Here is a 16505-nt window from a genome sequence, read left to right as displayed (position 1 = left end):
GGCGTCTCCAGTCCGGGCACTTGAGACGGTGCCCCGAACAGCAGACTAAGGCCGGGCCCGTCCACCGGCCTTGAGACAGGTCAAGGCATGGCCTTGCGCCCGCACGGCTGTGAGGGTCGCGCGGCGACTGCTCATGTCTCCTTGATTTCGCCTGCTTCCCGTCCCGCGCGGCGGTGCCACCAGAGGATCGCCAGCACGACCGGAATCGAGACTGCGGCAACCATCGCGTTGCCGAAGATCAGCGACAGCGAAAAGACGTTCAACGCGAGGAAGGCCGGCCGCCTGATCCGGTGGCCGAAGTGGCCGGTATAGGCCGCGCCCAGCCCCATCACCGCGACGATCGCCGACACCGTGGCGACCAGGAATGCGCCCCAGGTGAAGTCGATCAACAGCAGCGCCGGCGTATAGACGAAGGCAAACGGCACCAGCGCCTTGCCCATCGACAGCCTGAATGCGGTGGTGCCGGTGCGCATCGGCTCGCTGCGCGCAATCCCCGCGGCGGCAAACGCCGCCAGCGCAACCGGTGGCGTCACGTCGGCGAGCACGCCGAAATAGAAGACGAAGAAGTGCGTTGCCAGTTGCGGCACACCGAGCTGCGCCAGCGCCGGCGCGACGATTGCGGCCAGGATGATGTAGGTCGGCGTCGTCGGCACGCCGGAGCCCATGATGATGCAGGCGATTGCGGTGAAGAACAGGCCGAACAGGATCGTCACCTGGTTCAGCTGCAGCCAGCCGAACACGTCGAACTGCAGCACCAGCTGCGCCGCGATGCCCGACAGGTCGATCACCCAGGCCGAGAATTTGAAACCCATGCCGGTCAGCGTCGTGATGCCGAGCACGAAGCCGACGCAGGCACAGGCCGCGCCGATGCCGAGCGCCGATTTCGCACCCATCTCGAAACCCTGGATCAAGGCCCGCGGGCCGACCGTCATCCCGGTCATGCCCTTGCCCCAGGGCCCGAGCAGCTTCGGTATCCACGAGGTCAGCACTGTCAGCGTGATGCCCCAGAACGCGGCGAGGAACGGCGTGTACTGCATCAGCAGCAGCGTCACCATCACGACCAGCGGGATGAACAGATGCCAGGAACTTTTCAGCACCTTGGACAGCGACGGTATCTCCGCCGGATCCATGCCCGACAGCTTCAGCCGCCGCGCCTCCAGATGCACCATGAACAGGATCGCGAAATAGTGCAGCGCCGCCGGAATGATCGCGACCAGGATCAGCTGGTTGTACGGTATGCCGAGTGTCTCGGCCATGATGAAGGCGGCCGCGCCCATGATCGGCGGCGTGACCTGGCCGCCGCACGATGCCGAGGCCTCGACCGCGCCCGAGAAACGCGGCGAGAAGCCGACCTTCTTCATCAGCGGGATCGTCATCACGCCGGTCGTCACGGTGTTCGCGATTGGTGATCCGGAGATCATTCCGAACAGGCCCGACGACACGACGCTGACCTTCGCCGGGCCGCCGGCGAAGCGGCCGGCGGCGATCGTCGCGAGGTTGACGAACAACTGGCCGAGGCCGGTCAGCTGCGCCATGATGCCGAACAGCACGAAGTGGAAAACAAAGGTCGCGACAACGCCGACCGGAATGCCGTAGATGCCTTCGGTGCCCTTGTACAAATGGGCGACGACCCGTGGCACGCTGTAGCCGCGATGCCCGAGGCCGCCGGGCAGGTAGGGGCCGAAGATGCCGTACAAGACGGTCGCGATCGCCAGCAGCGGCAGGAAGATGCCCATCGTCCGGCGGGTTGCCTCGATCACCATCGCGATCGCGATCACGCCGACCATCAGGTCGATCGGCGTATGTTCGCCCGGCCGCTCGAGGAAGATCGTGTCGAAGAAGATCAGCAGGTACAGCGAGAAGCCGGACGCCAGCACCGCGAAGACCCAGTCGCGCAGCGGGATGTGCTTGTGGCTGCCGTCGTAGGCGCGAAGCGGCAGCGACAGCCCGGCAATCGCCAGCAGCACGATGCCGAAGATCAGTTTCGCGCTGGTCGGAATCGGGTCCGAGGTGGCCTGGATCAGTTCCCAGCCCATCAGCAGGTAGAAGGTCGCCAGGCCGATCGAGACGATCCATTCCCATGGGCCGCCGAGCCGCTTCGGCCGCGGGAAGACGAGGAAGACGAGGCCGAGCACGACCGCGAGGTGGATCGCGCGGTGTGCGATCTCGTTTTCGAGGCCGAAGCCGGCGGTGTAGTAGTGCCAGGCCGAAAGGCCGACCGAGACGACGGTGACGAACAGCGCGGCAATACCGGCCAGGCGGCGGAAACTCGATTCGGGGTCGAACTGCTCGATCAGGCGATCGATCTCGGACTGGTGGGCATTCATGGTTTCTTATCAGTGCGCCGATGGGCAGCCTTCGGCGCGCAAGGCGACGGATTTGTTGGTCAATGAACTGAGCAGCAACGGCTGCTGGCCGTCGATCAGCACCCGCATCTGCTGCACCGGAGGCAGCACCAGCGGGTCGACGACGCGGTCGAGCTGCAAACGCCAGCCGGCGCCGTCGCGGGTCAATGTCTGTCCCGGTCCAGCCGCATTCGGCAGGCCGTAGCCGTCGCCCTCGAAGCGTTCCTCCACGAGGTGGGCTCGGCTCGCCGGGCCTTCATGGCGCCATTCATAGCGGTCGCTGACCGGCGTGCCGAGCACCGAATGGGTGAAGGCGACGGTCGCCGTCGGGCGCTGCGGATCGAGCGCCAGACGGGCGAGCGGCCGGCCGCTGCGGTGCTCCGCGAGCAGCAACTCGCAGGCCGCAACGCCGGCCGACATCGTCATCATCAGCAGCGCGCCGGCCGACAGCGCGGCGCGCTGCAGCAGGCTCACTTGACGATGCCCTTTTCCTTGAAGTACTTCATCGCACCCGGATGCAGCGGCGCGGTACCGACCGACAACGCGGTGTTCAGGCTGATGTTCTTGCCCTGCACATGGACCTGGCCCATGATCGCGATGTTTTCGTACAGCGCCTTCGTCACTTCATAGGCGACGTTTTCCGGCACGCCGTCGTGGGTCGCCCAGACGGCCATCACCGCCAGTGTCGGCACCGCCTCGGTCTGGCCCTTGTAGCTGTTTGCCGGCAACTGCACATTCGCGTAATACGGCTGCTGCTTCTGCAGCGTCGCGATTTCCGGGCCGGACAGCGGGATCACCTTCAGCGCATGGCTTTGCGCGAAGTCGGTGACTGCGGCGGTCGGCACGCCGGCGGTGATCAGCGTCGCGTGCAGGTTGCCGTCCTTGATCTTGTCGACCGCCTGCGTGAACGACGACAGGTCTTCCTTGACGTCGGCGCGGGTCATGCCATAGACCTGCAGCAGGTCGGTCAGCAACTGGTACTGGCCCGATCCCGGCGAGCCCGACGAGATGCTCTTGCCCTTCAGGTCCTTCACGCTGTTGATGCCCGAATCGGCACGGGTGATCAGCTGCACCGTCTCCGGATACAGCGCGCCGAGCGCGCGCACATTCTTGATCGCCGCGCCCTGGAACTGGCCCTTGCCGTTGTAGGCGGCGTCGAGGATGTCGGCAGCGACGAAGGCCGACTCGATGTCCTTGTTGCCGAGCAATTTGACGTTGGCGACCGATGCGCCGCCGGCTTCGGCGGTGGCGCTGATCTTCTTGCCATCGACAGTGGCCTTGTTCGAGATCAGCTGCGCGAGCATGCCGCCGAGCGGGTAGTAGGTGCCGCCGGTGCCGCCGGTGGCGACGCCGAAGAACATGCGCTGCTGCGCGATGGCCGCGCCGGAGGCGGTGGCAACGACAGCGACCAGCGCGATGGCGAGCCTGCGTTTGAATTGCATCTATATCTCCATCTATGTTTTCAAAAAGGGGGCCGACGATAACTCAGTTGGTGGGGCCGGGCCATCGAGGATTGCCCTGTCGACCCAAGCAAGACCGGGGCCTGCGACTGCAACGGGCGCTGCAGCTGGCCCCGGGACAAGCTTGATCTCGCTCAATGGTCGGCCGCGGACACACTTGCGCGGATCGCCGCCCGGCCCGACGATGTGGCTGTTCTCGCATGGTCTGTCGCCGTGTCGGCAGGCCGTGCCAGGCCCGAGGATCGCGATGCAACAACTGATGAAGGATCTGTTGCGGAAGGTCGGCATGGCAATGCTGCTGTTGCCGCTGCTGTGGGTCGGCCATGCACACGCTGCGCAGCCCGTTGTCGTCCTCGAGGTGCAGGATGCGATCGGCCCGGCCAGCGCCGATTACCTGGTGCGTGGCATCGAGAAGGCCGGCAAGGCCGGCGTGCCGCTGGTCGTCGTCAAGCTCGATACGCCGGGTGGCCTCGATACCTCGATGCGGCAGATCATCCAGGCGATCCTCGGCTCGACGGTGCCGGTCGCGGTCTATGTCAGTCCGCCGGGCTCGCGTGCGGCAAGCGCCGGCACCTACATCATGTATGCCGCGCACATTGCGGCGATGGCGCCGGCAACGACGCTCGGTGCGGCCACGCCAGTCGCGATCGGCATACCCGGCACGCAGCGCCCTCCGTCGCAGCAGCCGCCTGCGGAAAAAGCACCCGAACGCGAGGCGCCGAAAGCAAAGCCGGTGGCCAGCGCAGCCTCGGGCGCCGAAGCCTCGGCCAGTGACGGTGCGGCCGCATCGGCGCCAGCCGCCGCTGACGACAAGCCGGCCAAAGACAAGCCGGCGCCGCTCGGCGACCCGATGACGGCGAAACAGGTCCACGATGCCGCGGCCTTCATCCGCGGCCTCGCGCAGCAGCGCGGCCGCAATGCCGAATGGGCCGAACGTGCGGTGCGCGAAGCGGTCAGCCTGACCGCCGAGGAGGCGCTGCGCGAGAACGTGATCGACGTGATCGCCGAAGACGTGCCCGATCTGCTCGCGAAGATCGATGGCCGCACCGTGCGCGTGCTCGCCGTCGATCGCAAGCTGGCAACTGCCGGCGTCGCCACCGAAGCTGCGCCGCCGGATTCGCGGCACCGGCTGCTGTCGGTGATCGCGAATCCGAGTTTTGCGCTGATCCTGCTGATGATTGGTATTTATGGGCTGATCTTCGAGTTCTCGTCGCCGGGCTTCGGCATTCCGGGCACGGTCGGTGCGATCTGCCTGCTGCTTGCGGCCTTTGCACTGCAGATGCTGCCGACCAACTATGCCGGCCTCGGCCTGATCGTGCTCGGCATGGCGCTGCTGGTCGCCGAGCTGATGTCGCCGAGTTTCGGCGTGCTCGGCTTCGGCGGCATCGTCGCCTTCATCGCCGGCGGGTTGCTGCTGTTCGACCGCGACATCCCCGGCTTCGGCGTGCCGATTTCGCTGATCGTCGGCCTGGCAGCCGCATCGGCCGCGGTCGTCCTGCTCGGCGGCGGACTCGCGCTGCGCGGCCGCGCGCAGCCGGTTGTCAGCGGCAAGGAAGAACTGCTTGGCGCAACCGGCGAGGTGATTGCGGTTGGCCATGGCGCGACCTGGGCCAATATCCACGGCGAGCGCTGGAAGGTCGAGAGCCGCGAGGCGCTGCAGCCGGGCGATCGGGTGCGCGTCGTCGCGATCAACGGCCTGACGCTCGGCGTGCGCTCGATGGCGGCGGACAAGAATTCACGATGAAAGGACAGCGGTCATGATGCTCCTCGATTTCAACATCGGTCTTGCCGCTGCACTGCTGCTGCTGTTGCTGCTGGTACTGGCTTCGTTCCGCGTGCTGCGCGAATACCAGCGCGGTGTCGTGTTCCAGTTGGGCCGCTTCTGGAAGGTCAAGGGACCGGGCCTCGTGATCGTGATCCCTGGGCTGCAGCAGATGGTCCGCGTCGACCTGCGGGTGGTGACGATGGACGTCGAGCCGCAGGACGTGATCTCGCGCGACAACGTCTCGGTGAAGGTCAATGCGGTGGTCTTTTTCCGCGTCGTCGATCCGCAGAAGGCGATCATCCAGGTCGAGAATTTTCTGATGGCGACCAGCCAGCTGGCGCAGACCACGCTGCGCGTCGTGCTCGGCAAACATGAACTCGACGAGATGCTCGCCGAACGTGAGCGGCTCAACCTCGACGTGCAGCAGATCCTCGATGCGCAGACCGATGCCTGGGGCATCAAGGTCACCAATGTCGAGATCAAGCACATCGACCTGAACGAATCGATGGTCCGCGCGATCGCCCGCCAGGCCGAGGCCGAACGCGAACGCCGTGCGAAAGTGATCCATGCCGAAGGCGAGAAGCAGGCCGCTATCGCGCTGCTCGAGGCGGCGCAGATGCTGTCCAAGCAACCCGAGGCGATGCAGCTGCGTTATCTGCAGACGATGACGCAGGTCGCCGGCGACCGCGCATCGACGGTGATCCTGCCGTTGCCGATGGACTTGCTGGCGTCGATCGCCGATCGGCGGCCGGTCGCGACCGCCGAGCCGGCGCCACCACCCGATCAGCGGTAGGACTGCAGCACGCGGTATTGCCCGTCGGGCGTCGACTGCACCAGCACATGGCCGTCGACCGGCCAGCGGATCGGCTCATCGAGCAGCTGCTTGTCGCAGCCGGCATGCCGGCGTGCCAGCGTCACGTGCGGCCTGAAGTGGCGCGCCTCGAGCGGCATCGCGAGCCGCTGCAGGCAGGCCGCGAGATCGGCATGCAGCTGCATCAGTGCCGCCGGGCTGCGCCGAGGTCGCAGCACCGTCAGGCCACCGGCCCAGCAGTCGATCTGCTCCAAGCGCAACTCGAATCGCGCTGACGGGATCTGCAGCGCATCGGCCAGTTCGCCGATGCGCTCGGTTGCAACCGAGCCGAGAAAATGCAGTGTCAGGTGCAGCTTGGCGTCGCTGACCGGGCGCGCATGGGAGGGTAACTCGAAACGGTTGCGGCAAGCGGCGAGTGTGGCGCGGACAGCATCGTCAGGCCACAACGCGATGAACAGCCGCGCGGTCGTCGGCGCGGGCATGGCCGTCACTGAAGGATCGGATCAACTCGCCGCGAGGATCTTGATCACCGCACCGGTGCGTGCATTGAGCCAGACCTGGTAGGTGTAGTCGGCGGTATGCCCGCCCTGCAGCCGCGCCGCCGGGTCCGGGAAGGTCACTTCGTAGTGGTCGTTTTTCAGCTGGATCGCGAGGCGGCCGTAGGGGTCGTAGTGTTCATATCCCTTGATCGCCTGCAAGCCCGCCTGGTAGGCGCGCAGGCCGTCGATGAACGGGCTGTTGCGCCAGTCTTCCTGCAGCGAGAGCATCGGGTTCGGGCAGGGCGTCGATGCCGGTGGCGCCGCCGCGCCGGTCTCGGCGTCGACCTTCACCTGCAGGCACTCCGATTCGGCCTGCGACACCGCCGCCAGCAGGCTCAGGTGCACCGTATAGTGGTCCTTCGCCGGCTCGACGACGATGTTGATGATCGGCCGCTGGTTCAAGCGGTCGGCGCTGGCTCGCAGCGCGGCCTCGAGGGCCTGCCTGGCGTTTTGCATGCGGGGATTCTCCTTTGGCGCGGGGCTTCTTCGACCGGCCGCATCGGCGCCGGGGGACCACGGCAGGGCCGACAGGCCGCAAGCCAGAACGGCAGCCGTCAGCCAGCTGCGGCGGCTCGCCCGGCCCGGCTGCCGGTATCTGCTCATGGCGGCGTCGTCCTGCGGGTCTTGCCCTGCGAGTGGTAACGCTGCGCGGCACCGCTTTTCGGGTGGCCCAACGGAATGCTGCCGCTGCCGGCCGGCGATTCGACATAGTCGTAGACGACACCCGGCACATCGTCGGAGGTGTCGATGCGCTGGTCGGCGCCACTCGGGCCGATCGGGCGCACAGTACCCGGCGGATTGGCGGCAGCACGGAATTCGGTCGGCGTATGGGTATGGAACGAGGCGACACGGTAAACCGCACCGGCCGCGCAGGGATCGGGCGGGTCCGGCGTATCGGCCGGGCGGGTCGGCAGCGGCACCGACGCGCCGGCGGTCGGGCCGCCGAATGCGCCGAGCACCAGCGGCCCTGACTGGTAGCTGTCGGCCGTCGTGTCGAGCTCGATCCAGAAGCCGCGTTCACGGCGCTGGTTGGTCGGCGTTTCGGTGCAGTCGGCCAGCGTCGCCGTCCAGGCGGCATCGGTATTGGCAACGACGGTCGCGTCGGCGACGATCTCCGAATATTGCGGAAACTGCACCTCGAGATCGACTTCGGCCGACGTGTGTTCGGTGCCGCAGACGGTGGCCTTCGCGCGCAGCTTGAACTTGCCGGCAATCTTCGCCTGCCAAGGGTCCTCGACCTGGTTGGTCGACAGCGTGCACCAGGCGGCAGCCGATGCGCGGCGGATCTCGATGAGGCACGATTCGACGATGCAGGCTGCCGGTGCGACGACGATCTCGAGCCGGGTTTCGCGGTCGTGTTTCAGCGTCAGCTTCGCCTTGCCGAGCGACAAGGTCACCGACGACGCCGGTACGCAGGGTTCGCAAGGCGAGGGCTGCACCGGATCGTCCGGCCTTTTTGCCGGCGGCGGATCGGGATCGAGCTGGCCGTTGTGCTGCGCATAAAGCGCATTCCATTCCTCGCGCAGCGCCGCCTGCGACGGGTCGCTCGCCGACAGCGGAACGCGCCGGCCGTCCTGCACCAGTTCCGGATGGTTGGCGTAGAACGCGTCGTCGGCCGCCGAGACGGCCTGCGGGTTCAGCGGGCGGCTCGGCCGCGTCATCGGCCGCTCCGCAACAGGTGCAGCTCGTAGTCGCCGATCAGGTCCATCTTGCGTGTGCCGGTCAGCGCTTCGTCTTGCAGGATCTTGCCGATCCACGGCGCCTTTTGCGACTGCTCGAGCGGCGCGCCGTAGATCGCCATGTATTCGAGGTAGCGGCGCAGGTCGTCCTCGTATTCGATGCCAAAGGTCTTGGCATGCTTGATCGCAAGGCCGATCTGTTCGTGCAGTCGTTCGTCGGGCACGCTGCTCGCGCGCTCACCGAACTTGTCGCGCAGGTGAGCCGCCATGCTGCGGATGAAGCGGTCCCGGGAGGATGTGCCGAGCTGGCGCATCTGGGTGGCAGTGATGCTGAGCATGTGGGCAGGCATTGGCACCGGCACGGGCCCGGGCAGGCCATCGCCCTCGGCAGGGCCAGGCAGCTCGGGATCCGGGGTGGTCGGTGCAGCTTAGCATCGTCATGCGGCGAGGCCAATCCGCTTGCGTGACCGATCTCACGCGTGGCTGCAGCACGCCCGCTGCGCGGGCTGCAATCATCGACGGCGCATCGCCGCGCCGCCGGCCGTCATTTGGCCGATTTCGCGAGCCACTCCTTGACGCCCGGATGGTCGCCGACCGCCTGGTACAGCTTCAGCAGCTTCGGGCAATGGTCGAGCACGCTGGTCGGCACGTGGTCGAGTGCGCCCGAGGTCAGCCAGCGCACGACCATGTACAGCTTGATGTCGGCCACCTGCAGATCGTTGCCGCCGACGAACGGGCCGTCGCCAAGCTGCTGCTCGACCTGGCTGCCCCAGCTCGCGAGTTCGTTTTTTGCCAGCGCCTCGCGGGCCGCGCGTTTCTGCTCCGGGTCGCTGATCCGCAGCGACGGCGTGATCGTGTGGCGCAGTTCCTCGACCGCACACATCATCGCCTCGTGCCGCGCCGCATCAAACGGGTCGGTCGGATGCAGGGCGTGTTTGCGGCCGATCAGCACCAGGATCGCATTCGAATGCGGCAGCGGCGGCTTGCCCGGCACCTCGAGCACCGGCAACGCACCGAACGGCATCTTCGGTTTGAGTGCCGGCCAGTCGGCGTTCTTCACGCGCACGTCGTCGAAATCGATGCCAGCCAGGTGCAGCGCGATGCGACATTCCTCGCCGCGGCTGCCGGCAAAGTCGAAATAGGTCAGGCGTGGTTTGCTCATGGCGTGACGGGTGTCGGGTGGAGGAGGGCGCAGCCTACACGAGTGCGTGGATTCAAGTCGACATCGCGAGCGGCGCGCGGCGTTCGATGCCACGCACCCGCCACAGCAGGAACAGCGCAATCGACAGGTTCAGCGCATTCCACAACGCGCCGTTGATGAAGGCGGCGTGGTAGCTGCCGGTCAGGTCGAATACCTTGCCGCTCATCCAGCCGCCGAGCGCCATGCCGAGCAGCGTGCACATGATCACCGTGCCGACCCGCGCGCCGGCCTCGGCGGGCGGGAAATGCTCGCGCACGATGATCGCGTAGCTCGGCACCAGCCCGCCCTGGAACAGGCCGAACAGCGCCGAAATCACATACAGCGACAGCAGGCTGTCGAACGGAATGAACAGCAGCAGCGCAACACCCTGCAGCACCGAGCCGAGCAGCAGCGTGCGCACGCCACCGATGCGGTCGCAGATCGCGCCCGAGACCAGCCGGCTGACGATGCCGCAGGCCAGCATCAGGCTCAGCATCTCGGCGCCGCGCGCGGCGCCGAAGCCGAGGTCGCCGCAATAGGCGACGATGTGCACCTGCGGCATCGCCATCGCGACGCAGCAGGCGATGCCGGCGATACAGAGCAGCGCCTGCGCCTGGTTCAGGCCGAGGCCGAACGGCCGGTTCGAGGCGATCGGCGAACCCGGTTTCGGCGCCGTCGTTGCCGGCAGCGGGCTGCGCTCGCGCAGCGCACCGGCCAGCGCCAGCATCGCAATGACGCTGAAGATGCCGAGCGAGATGTAGGCGCCGCGCCAGCCGATCGTCTCGACCAGCTGCTGCACGATCGGCGGCCAAACCGCGCCGGCCAGGTAATTTCCGCTGGCGCAGACGGCGACCGCGATGCCGCGCCGGCGCGCAAACCACAGCGTGGTGTCGGCGACCAACGGCACGAAGGTCGCGCTGCTGCCGAACAGGCCGACGAAGATGCCCTGCACGATCGCGAAGCTGTAGACGCCGCCAGCCCAGCCGCTGCCGATGAAACCGATGCCGAGGCTGATGCCGCCGAGCACGATCACCGGCACGATGCCGAAGCGGTCGACCAGCCGGCCCATCATCACGCAGCCGATGCCGAAGCCGATCATCAGCGCGGTGAACGGCAGCGACGCATCGGCACGGCTGACGCCGAACTCGGCCTGCACCGCCGGCAGCGTCACCGAGACGACATACATGCCGGCCGAGCCAATCGTCATCAGCAGCAGCGCAACGATCAGGCGCCGCCAGGCCAGCGGCGAATCGATGCGCGGGTCGTCGGCGGTTGCGGCTGAACTGGCTTGCACCGGCCGATTGTCGATCAGCCGGCGGGCATCGTCAGCCCTTCGATGACAAACGTAATGCGCCGGTCAAGGCTGCCGTGGGCACGGGGCCTGGTCGGGGCGCGGCAACTGCCGGTCGCGGCAATCGCGGCGTCGCACGGGATGCGTAAACGCCGCATAAAAACTGCGGCTGCCGATGCCGCAAGCCAACAACTGCCAAGACAGTGCTCGCCGCAGGGCCGCCGCCTGCCTATCATCGCCGGCTTGCGCGGCACAGGCCGCATTCGATACAGAGGCCACGATGGCGCACAACACCATGCAACCGTCGGCCGAACTCGGGCAACTCGTTGCCGAAACCGACACCGGCGGACGCTCGCCGCGCGGCATCGCCGCGGTCGTCGTCGGCACCCTTGCGCTCGGCTGGGCGCTGTTCCAGCTCTGGTATGCCTCGCCGCTGCCATTCGCACTCGGCTGGGGCGTTGTCAACGATACGCAGGCGCGGGCGCTGCACCTCGGCCTGGCGCTGGCGCTGGCCTTTCTCGTCTATCCGTCGTCGCGCAGCGCTCCGCGCGACCGCATCCCGCTGCTCGACGTCGTGCTGGCGGTCGCCGGCGGCATTGCCGGGGCGTATCTGCTGCTGTTCTACGCGCAGCTGGCAACCCGGCCCGGCCAGACGACAACGGCCGACATCGTCGCGTCGGTCGCTGGCGTGCTGCTGCTGCTCGAGGCGACGCGGCGTGCGGTCGGCGCGCCGATGGCGGTGCTCGCGGTGCTGTTCCTCGCCTACATCTTCGCCGGCCCGTTGCTGCCCGACGTCGTTGCGCACAAGGGCGCGAGCCTCTCCCGGGTGGCCAGCCACATGTGGCTGTCGACCGAAGGTGTCTACGGTGTCGCGCTCGGCGTCTCGGTCAGCTTCATCTTCGTTTTCGTGCTGTTCGGCACGCTGCTCGACCGCGCCGGCGCCGGCAACTACATGATGCAGGTCAGCATGGCGCTGCTCGGCCACCTGCGCGGCGGACCGGCCAAGGTGGCGGTCGTCTCGTCGGGGCTGAACGGTCTGATCTCGGGCTCGTCGGTCAGCAACGTCGTCTCCGGCGGCATCTTCACGATCCCGCTGATGAAGAAGGCCGGCTACGGCGGCGTGAAGGCCGGCGCGATCGAGACGATGAGTTCGGTCAACGGCCAGATCATGCCGCCGGTGATGGGCGCGGCCGCCTTCCTGATGGTCGAATATGTCGGCATCCCGTACAGCGAGATCATCTGGCACGCCTTCCTGCCGGCAACGATCTCGTACATCGCGCTGTTCTACATCGTCCACCTCGAGGCGCTGAAGCTCGGCATGATGCCGATGGCCGCTGCCCGGCCGAAAACGCCGCTGCAGCGGCTGCACGGCTGGTCGCTCGGCATCAGCGGCACGCTGGCAGTGTGCGGCGGCGTCTATTTCGTCGCCCTCGGCGTGCAGGCGGCGCTCGGCGCCGCGGCGCCGTATGCGCTGGCGCTGCTGCTCGGGCTGCTGTACCTCGTCAGTGCCTGGCTCGCCGCCCGCGCGCCTGAACTGCCCGAAGGCATCGACGTCGACCGGCCCGAACTGCCGCCGGTCTGGCCGACGGTGCAGGCCGGGCTGCATTTCCTGATCCCGATCGGCGTGCTGATCTGGTGCCTGATGATCGAGTCGCTGTCGCCCGGCACATCGGCCTTCTGGGCATTGGTCGTGCTGATCGTGCTGATGCTGACGCAGCATCCGTTGCGTGCGCTGCTGCGCGGCCTGCCGGCGGCCGACAGCTGGCGCGCCGGCGGCGAAGACGTGCTGCGCGGCCTGCTCGACGGCTCGCGCAACATGGTCGGCATCGCGATCGCGACCGGCTGCGCCGGCATCGTCGTCGGCACGATCACGCTGAGCGGCCTGGGGCTGCGGCTGATGGATTTCGTCGAACTGGTGTCGGGCGGCAGCGTCGTGCTGATGCTGCTGTTCACCGCCTTCGTCTGCCTGGTGCTCGGCATGGGCGTGCCGACGACGGCCAACTACATCCTCGTGGCGACGCTGATGGCGCCGATCATCGTCGAGCTCGGTGCGCGTTCCGACCTCGTGATCCCGCTGATCGCGGTGCACCTGTTCGTCTTCTATTACGGAATCATGGGCGACATCACGCCGCCGGTCGGCCTCGCGACATTTGCAGCGGCGGCGATCTCGCGCGAGGACCCGATCGCCACCGGCATCCAGGGCTCGCTGTATGCGCTGCGCACCGCGGTGCTGCCGTTCGTCTTCGTCTTCAACCCGACGCTGCTGCTGATCGATGTGCGCAGCGCCAGCGAGGTGGCGATGGTGGCGGCGGCATCGATCCTCGCGTCGCTGGCATTTGCAGCGGCGACGATGGGCTGGTTCCGCATCCGCTGCCGCTGGTGGGAGGTGGCCGCGCTGCTGCTCGCGACCTTCCTGCTGTTCCGCCCCGACTTCGTGATGGACCGAGTGCGCCCCGCATACCAGCAGCTGGCGCCATCGGAGCTGAATGCGCTGGTCAACCGCCTTGAAGACAACGACCGGCTGGTGCTGGTGATCCGCGGCGAGACGATCGAGGGCGACGAACTCGGCAAGACCGTTGCGGTGCGGCTCGGCCCGAAACTTGGCGACGACGCGGCAGCGGTGGCACGCCGCCTCGGCGAGGCCGGGCTGACGCTGTCCCGCCTCGGCGACAAGGTCGAGATCGCCGGCGTGCGCATGGGCAGCCGCGCCGCGCGCAGCCGCGTCGACCAGGGCTTCGAGGTGATCGCGCTGAAGGAGCCGGCCGGCGGCGCCAGCGCGAACTGGATCTATCTGGCCGGCGTGCTGATCCTCGCGCTTTTGTGGGTCGGGCAGGGCAGGCGGCGCTCGCCGCCAGCGCTGCGGGTGCCCGCTGCGGCCTGACTACCGGGTGGTGTGGCGCGGCGGGGTTTCGGGAATCTTCTTTCTCGTGCCGCTGCTGTCCGTTGCGGCATCGCGCAGCAGGCGCCACAGCAGTTCGTTCGCCTTGCCGCTGTCTTCCAGATTCGTCAGCACCGCGGCATAAAGCCGCTGCTCGGGCAGCCACCAGGCGCTGCTGGTGAAGCCGTGGATGCCGCCGGAATGGCCGATCACGCGCAGCCCGTCGCGCTCGCGGACATACAGGCCGAATCCGTATTCGGTGACCGATCCGTCGGCGAGCCGGGTTGCCGTCGTCATCAGCCGCAATGACTCGTCGCTCAACAGCCGGCCGCCGAACAGCGCGGCATTCCAGCGAGCCAGGTCGTCGACGGTCGACAGCAACGCGCCGGCGGCATAGGCATGGGTCATGCTCAGCGGCAGCGCATTGCGATAGCGCTTGTCGGCGTCGATCTGGTATCCGGATGCGCGCCGCAGCACCAGTTGCAGCCCGCCGTATTGCGTATCGACGAGGCCGAGCGGCGCGAAGATCTCGCTGCGCAGAAACTCGGCGTAGGGCTTGCCGGATACCCGCTCGATGATCGCGCCGAGTAGCGCATAACCCGAGTTCGAGTAGCTGAAGCGGCTGCCCGGCGCAAACTGCGGCGGCTTGTCGGCAAACATGCCGATGATCTGCTGCACGCTGACATCTGTGCGCAGCAGCTGGCCGCGCCAGTATCCCGGCTGATCGGTGTAGTTGAAGAGGCCCGAGGTGTGGGCCAGCAGCTGGGCAATCGTGATCCGCGCGCCGTGCGGCGGGAAGTCCGGCAAGTGCCGCGCCACCTCGTCGCTCAGCGCGAGCCGGCCGCGGTCGCGCAGCAGCAGGATCGCCGCTGCGGTGAACTGCTTCGTCAGCGAGCCGATCCGCAGCACATGGTCGGGCTGCATCGGCACGCCGAGCTCCAGATTGGCCCGGCCCGCCGCGCCGCGAAAGACCACCTCGCCATCCCGGGTCAGGATCACCGTTGCACCGGGCCCGTCGGCGGCGAAGGCTTCGTCGAGCCAGGCCTGGTAGGTGCTGCTCGCCGCCGCGCTTGCTGGCTGCAGTGCGACAAGCAGCAGCAGCGCGACGACGGCGGGGAACAGGCGGTGCATCAGGCGGTTGCTTGAATCGCGCATGGTTTTGTCAGCGGGCATTCGGCCGGCGCGGCTGGTCCGGGATCTCCGGAATGTCGGTGCACCTGCCACGCTGGATATCGCCGGCCTGGTCGTACATCGGCAGCTCGCAGAGCGTGCCGTCGTGCCGTTTGCCGTCTGAAGTTTCGACCTGCAGCACGGTACCCGGCCGATGCGCCGCATCGTTCATCCGGACGATCGCGATGCCGCATTGCAGGAATGGCGACCAGGCGGTGCTGCAGACGCGGCCGATGCCTTGGCCGCTCAGAAACAGCGTCTCGCCTTGCCGCGGCACGCCGCCGGCGCACTGCAGCCCCCAGCTGCGCCGCCGCTGGTCGGCCTTCGCGAGCGCGGCCTTGCCGATGAAGTCGCCGGTCTTCTGCAGGTCGACCATCGCCCCGAGGCCGGCCGCAAATGGCGTGACGCTGAAGTCGAAATCGGTGCCCGAGAACAGCAGCCCGGCCTCGATGCGCCGCGCATTCGTCACCGCGCCGGGTATCGGATGCATGCCGTGCGGACGGCCCGCCTGCAGCATCTTCTCGCCGATCGCATCGGCGTCGACGTCGGCTCCGAAATAGAACTCCCAGCCGAGCTCGTTCGTATAACCGGTGCGGCTGATCACCACCGGCTGGCCGGCGATGCGGATCTCGGCGAGGTCGAAATAGCGGAACGGTTCCGGCAGGCCGTCGTCGGCCACCTGCGCGAGCACGTCGAGCGCGCGCGGGCCCTGCACCTGGCTGATCCAGACATCGGCCGGGCGCACCGCGACGTCGAGACCGATCGCATGGGCATGCAACCACAGCGGAAATTCGCCGTCGCCCTGCGCATACCAGAAACGGTCGGCCGCAAGCCGCAGCAGCACGCCGTCCATGATCATCCCGCCGTCCGGCAAACAGGCGATCTGGTAGCTGCAGCGGCCGACACGGACCTTCGAGACGTCGCGCGTGAAGACGCGGTTCAGCAGCCGCTCGGCATGCGGCCCGGCAATCTCGGTCGCCATCTCGCCGGTATGCACCAGCGTGACCTGCCGGCGCAGCTGCCAATACAGATCGTCGGAGCTGACCTTGCCGTATTCGAGCGCGCGCAACCGCCCGTTGTAGATGCCGAATACCGGCTCGTACGGCAACTCGTGATGCACCATCGGGTGCGGCCGCATCGATTGCCGGAATTCGCGCGGGCCGCCGCAGGATGGCACCGGCTTGACGACGAACTCGAAGGGGAGGGTGGCTGCCGCTGCACTCGTCGTCATCTCGTCTCCCGGGCCCGACGGACCGCTGCGGACACGATCCATCGTCGTTTCGTTCAGGGCAAACCTGGCCATGTCGCGCCCGATGGTGCCACGCATCGCAGCGAGACGAAAGCCTCCAGCCGTCTGGATCCCGCGGCCGTGCTGCCATCGCGTTGA

General features: G+C 67.5%; 14 protein-coding genes. 3 read left to right on the top strand and 11 right to left on the bottom strand.

From position 1 onward, the window contains the following. Positions 1–131: 131 nt before the first annotated feature. The 3 genes from ACNH6H_RS03385 to ACNH6H_RS03375 are packed head-to-tail and all read right to left on the bottom strand — an operon-like array spanning position 132 to position 3787. Positions 132–2327 carry a TRAP transporter permease gene (locus ACNH6H_RS03385; protein ID WP_418315626.1) on the bottom strand — a complete coding sequence of 732 codons (2196 nt, stop codon included), beginning with the start codon at positions 2325–2327 and terminating at the stop codon, positions 132–134. Positions 2328–2336: 9 nt separating this feature from the next. Further along, positions 2337–2819, bottom strand: a complete 483-nt coding sequence (locus ACNH6H_RS03380; protein WP_418315624.1) for a DUF1850 domain-containing protein — start codon at positions 2817–2819, stop codon at positions 2337–2339. Continuing rightward, positions 2816–3787, bottom strand: a complete 972-nt coding sequence (locus ACNH6H_RS03375) for a TAXI family TRAP transporter solute-binding subunit (RefSeq protein ID WP_418315623.1) — start codon at positions 3785–3787, stop codon at positions 2816–2818. Before ACNH6H_RS03375 ends, ACNH6H_RS03380 begins: the two co-directional genes overlap by 4 nt. A gap of 202 nt (positions 3788–3989) precedes the next feature. Here ACNH6H_RS03375 and ACNH6H_RS03370 point away from each other — a divergent pair, with 202 nt between their 5' ends. Both ACNH6H_RS03370 and ACNH6H_RS03365 read left to right on the top strand, forming a co-directional pair. Then, the gene (locus ACNH6H_RS03370) at positions 3990–5549 is read left to right on the top strand and encodes an NfeD family protein (RefSeq protein ID WP_418315622.1); all 1560 of its coding nucleotides are present in this window, start codon (positions 3990–3992) and stop codon (positions 5547–5549) included. Positions 5550–5565: 16 nt separating this feature from the next. Next, positions 5566–6363 carry a slipin family protein gene (locus tag ACNH6H_RS03365; RefSeq protein WP_418321203.1) on the top strand — a complete coding sequence of 266 codons (798 nt, stop codon included), beginning with the start codon at positions 5566–5568 and terminating at the stop codon, positions 6361–6363. Here the strand turns inward: ACNH6H_RS03365 and thpR are convergent. The 6 genes from thpR to ACNH6H_RS03335 form a co-directional block, all read right to left on the bottom strand. Beyond that, a complete protein-coding gene (gene thpR, locus ACNH6H_RS03360) occupies positions 6354–6863 on the bottom strand; it encodes an RNA 2',3'-cyclic phosphodiesterase (protein WP_418315621.1) in 510 nt (169 codons plus the stop codon). The genes ACNH6H_RS03365 and thpR overlap by 10 nt on opposite strands. 21 nt (positions 6864–6884) lie before the next feature. Then, positions 6885–7376 carry a hypothetical protein gene (locus tag ACNH6H_RS03355; protein ID WP_418315620.1) on the bottom strand — a complete coding sequence of 164 codons (492 nt, stop codon included), beginning with the start codon at positions 7374–7376 and terminating at the stop codon, positions 6885–6887. 143 nt (positions 7377–7519) lie between these two features. Beyond that, positions 7520–8581, bottom strand: a complete 1062-nt coding sequence (locus ACNH6H_RS03350) for a hypothetical protein (RefSeq protein ID WP_418315618.1) — start codon at positions 8579–8581, stop codon at positions 7520–7522. After that, positions 8578–8937 (bottom strand): hypothetical protein, encoded by a 360-nt coding sequence (locus ACNH6H_RS03345; RefSeq protein ID WP_418315617.1) that lies wholly within the window; start codon positions 8935–8937, stop codon positions 8578–8580. Before ACNH6H_RS03345 ends, ACNH6H_RS03350 begins: the two co-directional genes overlap by 4 nt. A gap of 206 nt (positions 8938–9143) precedes the next feature. Beyond that, the gene (locus ACNH6H_RS03340; protein ID WP_418315616.1) at positions 9144–9761 is read right to left on the bottom strand and encodes a glutathione S-transferase family protein; all 618 of its coding nucleotides are present in this window, start codon (positions 9759–9761) and stop codon (positions 9144–9146) included. A 52-nt stretch (positions 9762–9813) separates the two neighbouring features. Further along, positions 9814–11073 (bottom strand): MFS transporter, encoded by a 1260-nt coding sequence (locus tag ACNH6H_RS03335; protein WP_418315614.1) that lies wholly within the window; start codon positions 11071–11073, stop codon positions 9814–9816. Positions 11074–11350: 277 nt separating this feature from the next. Between ACNH6H_RS03335 and ACNH6H_RS03330 the strand changes: the two genes are divergently transcribed. Continuing rightward, complete coding sequence (locus ACNH6H_RS03330) at positions 11351–13951, top strand: TRAP transporter permease (RefSeq protein ID WP_418315613.1); 2601 nt, start codon at positions 11351–11353, stop codon at positions 13949–13951. On the opposite strand, the gene ACNH6H_RS03325 is transcribed toward ACNH6H_RS03330, so the two are convergent. Both ACNH6H_RS03325 and ACNH6H_RS03320 read right to left on the bottom strand, forming a co-directional pair. Next, positions 13952–15079: a serine hydrolase domain-containing protein gene (locus ACNH6H_RS03325; protein WP_418315612.1), complete on the bottom strand. Its 1128-nt coding sequence runs from the start codon at positions 15077–15079 to the stop codon at positions 13952–13954. 31 nt (positions 15080–15110) lie between these two features. Beyond that, positions 15111–16391: an aminomethyltransferase family protein gene (locus tag ACNH6H_RS03320; RefSeq protein ID WP_418315610.1), complete on the bottom strand. Its 1281-nt coding sequence runs from the start codon at positions 16389–16391 to the stop codon at positions 15111–15113. Positions 16392–16505: the final 114 nt, after the last annotated feature.

This window comes from Pseudideonella sakaiensis, assembly GCF_048320135.1.
Lineage (GTDB): Bacteria > Pseudomonadota > Gammaproteobacteria > Burkholderiales > Burkholderiaceae_C > Ideonella_A > Ideonella_A sakaiensis_A.
The sequence above is the reverse complement of the archived record's forward strand: the minus strand, read 5'-3'. Positions and strand labels throughout refer to the sequence as shown.

Coding starts and splice junctions, on each gene's coding strand:
- ACNH6H_RS03385 (WP_418315626.1), bottom strand. CDS start 2,327: ATGAATGCCCACCAGTCCGAGATCGATCGCCTGATCGAGCAGTTCGAC.
- ACNH6H_RS03375 (WP_418315623.1), bottom strand. CDS start 3,787: ATGCAATTCAAACGCAGGCTCGCCATCGCGCTGGTCGCTGTCGTTGCC.
- ACNH6H_RS03370 (WP_418315622.1), top strand. CDS start 3,990: ATGTGGCTGTTCTCGCATGGTCTGTCGCCGTGTCGGCAGGCCGTGCCA.
- ACNH6H_RS03365 (WP_418321203.1), top strand. CDS start 5,566: ATGCTCCTCGATTTCAACATCGGTCTTGCCGCTGCACTGCTGCTGCTG.
- thpR (WP_418315621.1), bottom strand. CDS start 6,863: ATGCCCGCGCCGACGACCGCGCGGCTGTTCATCGCGTTGTGGCCTGAC.
- ACNH6H_RS03355 (WP_418315620.1), bottom strand. CDS start 7,376: ATGCAAAACGCCAGGCAGGCCCTCGAGGCCGCGCTGCGAGCCAGCGCC.
- ACNH6H_RS03350 (WP_418315618.1), bottom strand. CDS start 8,581: ATGACGCGGCCGAGCCGCCCGCTGAACCCGCAGGCCGTCTCGGCGGCC.
- ACNH6H_RS03345 (WP_418315617.1), bottom strand. CDS start 8,937: ATGCTCAGCATCACTGCCACCCAGATGCGCCAGCTCGGCACATCCTCC.
- ACNH6H_RS03340 (WP_418315616.1), bottom strand. CDS start 9,761: ATGAGCAAACCACGCCTGACCTATTTCGACTTTGCCGGCAGCCGCGGC.
- ACNH6H_RS03330 (WP_418315613.1), top strand. CDS start 11,351: ATGGCGCACAACACCATGCAACCGTCGGCCGAACTCGGGCAACTCGTT.
- ACNH6H_RS03325 (WP_418315612.1), bottom strand. CDS start 15,079: ATGCACCGCCTGTTCCCCGCCGTCGTCGCGCTGCTGCTGCTTGTCGCA.
- ACNH6H_RS03320 (WP_418315610.1), bottom strand. CDS start 16,391: ATGGATCGTGTCCGCAGCGGTCCGTCGGGCCCGGGAGACGAGATGACG.